Origin of the sequence: Xanthomonas sp. LF06-19, assembly GCF_034105425.1 — a bacterium.
In the GTDB taxonomy this organism is placed as follows: Bacteria; Pseudomonadota; Gammaproteobacteria; order Xanthomonadales; family Xanthomonadaceae; genus Xanthomonas_A; species Xanthomonas_A sontii.
In genome coordinates this window covers 2,501-5,353 of the sequence record NZ_JAXGGH010000017.1, presented here as the reverse complement: position 1 = coordinate 5,353, position 2,853 = coordinate 2,501, and the positions used below count along the sequence as shown (strand labels likewise).

At 54.5% G+C, this 2,853-nt stretch carries 2 rRNA genes (1 of these 2 running past the window's edge); both read right to left on the bottom strand.

Annotated elements, in window-relative coordinates:
* Window positions 1-49: 49 nt before the first annotated feature.
* Window positions 50-164, bottom strand: a 5S ribosomal RNA gene (rrf, locus tag SLW55_RS20500).
* Window positions 165-319: 155 nt separating this feature from the next.
* Window positions 320-2,853: ribosomal RNA gene (locus SLW55_RS20495) — 23S ribosomal RNA — on the bottom strand (it continues 346 nt past the right edge of the window).

The following is a 2,853-nucleotide window of genomic DNA, read 5'->3' as shown; positions in this document are numbered from 1 at the left end:
GCGCAATAAAAAATCCCCGTCCTTGTGGGACGGGGATTTGGGGTAAAGCCCCTGGCGATGACCTACTCTCGCATGGCTTGAGCCACACTACCATCGGCGCAGCTGCGTTTCACTTCCGAGTTCGGGATGGGATCGGGTGGTTCCACAGCGCTAATTTCACCAGGGAGACGGTTGGAGTGTCGCCGCGTGCGAGTTCTCGGTTGTTGGACCGAGGACGGCAGGGCGCCAGCCTCTCATGGGGTGTGATGTAGCGAGCGAGTGAGAGCGATCGACGTGTGTCGCGCTAAGGGATGCTTATGAGGAAGCATCTTGAGGTTATATGGTCAAGCCGCACGGATCATTAGTATCAGTTAGCTCAATGCATTGCTGCACTTACACACCTGACCTATCAACCACGTAGTCTACATGGTTCCTTTAGGGGACTTGTGTCCCGGGAGATCTCATCTTGAGGCGCGCTTCCCGCTTAGATGCTTTCAGCGGTTATCGCTTCCGAACATAGCTACCCGGCAATGCCACTGGCGTGACAACCGGAACACCAGAGGTTCGTCCACTCCGGTCCTCTCGTACTAGGAGCAGCCCCTCTCAAATCTCCAACGCCCATGGCAGATAGGGACCGAACTGTCTCACGACGTTCTGAACCCAGCTCGCGTACCACTTTAAATGGCGAACAGCCATACCCTTGGGACCGACTACAGCCCCAGGATGTGATGAGCCGACATCGAGGTGCCAAACACCGCCGTCGATATGAACTCTTGGGCGGTATCAGCCTGTTATCCCCGGAGTACCTTTTATCCGTTGAGCGATGGCCCTTCCATACAGAACCACCGGATCACTAAGACCTACTTTCGTACCTGCTTGATCCGTCGATCTTGCAGTCAAGCACGCTTATGCCTTTGCACACAGTGCGCGATGTCCGACCGCGCTGAGCGTACCTTCGTGCTCCTCCGTTACTCTTTAGGAGGAGACCGCCCCAGTCAAACTACCCACCATACACGGTCCCCGATCCGGATTACGGACCTAGGTTAGAACGTCAAGCACGACAGGGTGGTATTTCAAGGATGGCTCCACTGCAGCTAGCGCCACAGTTTCATAGCCTCCCACCTATCCTACACAGACGAACTCAACGTTCAGTGTAAAGCTATAGTAAAGGTTCACGGGGTCTTTCCGTCTTGCCACGGGAACGCTGCATCTTCACAGCGATTTCAATTTCACTGAGTCTCGGGTGGAGACAGCGCCGCTGTCGTTACGCCATTCGTGCAGGTCGGAACTTACCCGACAAGGAATTTCGCTACCTTAGGACCGTTATAGTTACGGCCGCCGTTTACTGGGGCTTCGATCAAGAGCTTCGCCTTGCGGCTGACCCCATCAATTAACCTTCCAGCACCGGGCAGGCGTCACACCCTATACGTCCACTTTCGTGTTTGCAGAGTGCTGTGTTTTTGATAAACAGTCGCAGCGGCCTGGTTTCTGCGACCCTCTTCAGCTATAGCTCGCACGAGCCACCAAAAAGGGTGCACCTTCTCCCGAAGTTACGGTGCCATGTTGCCTAGTTCCTTCACCCGAGTTCTCTCAAGCGCCTGAGAATTCTCATCCTACCCACCTGTGTCGGTTTACGGTACGGTCTGCGTAAGCTGAAGCTTAGGAGCTTTTCCTGGAAGCGTGGTATCAGTGACTTCGTCTAAAAGACTCGTCTCGGTGCTCGGTCTTAAAGGATCCCGGATTTGCCAAAGATCCAAACCTACCGCCTTTCCCCGGGACAACCAACGCCCGGTACACCTAACCTTCTCCGTCCCTCCATCGCACTTACGCGAGGTGCAGGAATATTAACCTGCTTCCCATCGACTACGGCTTTCGCCCTCGCCTTAGGGGCCGACTCACCCTGCGCCGATTAACGTTGCGCAAGGAAACCTTGGGCTTTCGGCGTGCGGGTTTTTCACCCGCATTGTCGTTACTCATGTCAGCATTCGCACTTCCGATACCTCCAGCAGACTTCTCAATCCACCTTCGCAGGCTTACGGAACGCTCCTCTACCGCGCATCGCTTATCGCGATGCACCCCAAGCTTCGGTTCACTGCTTAGCCCCGTTAAATCTTCCGCGCAGACCGACTCGACCAGTGAGCTATTACGCTTTCTTTAAAGGGTGGCTGCTTCTAAGCCAACCTCCTGGCTGTCTATGCCTTTCCACATCGTTTTCCACTTAGCAGTGAATTTGGGACCTTAGCTGTGGGTCTGGGTTGTTTCCCTTTTCACGACGGACGTTAGCACCCGCCGTGTGTCTCCCATACAGTCCGTCTCGGTATTCGGAGTTTGCAATGGTTTGGTAAGTCGCGATGACCCCCTAGCCATAACAGTGCTCTACCCCCGAGAGGATACATATGAGGCGCTACCTAAATAGCTTTCGAGGAGAACCAGCTATCTCCGGGTTCGATTAGCTTTTCACTCCTAATCACACCTCATCCCCTACCTTTGCAACGGGAGTGGGTTCGGGCCTCCAGTCAGTGTTACCTGACCTTCACCCTGGGCATGACTAGATCACCCGGTTTCGGGTCTACTGCCCGCGACTATGCGCCCTTATCAGACTCGGTTTCCCTTCGCCTCCCCTATACGGTTAAGCTTGCCACGAACAGTAAGTCGCTGACCCATTATACAAAAGGTACGCAGTCACTCTTGCGAGCTCCTACTGCTTGTACGCACACGGTTTCAGGATCTATTTCACTCCCCTCTCCGGGGTTCTTTTCGCCTTTCCCTCACGGTACTGGTTCACTATCGGTCGGTCAGGAGTATTTAGCCTTGGAGGATGGTCCCCCCATGTTCAGACAGGGTTTCACGTGCCCCGCCCTACTCGTCTTCACT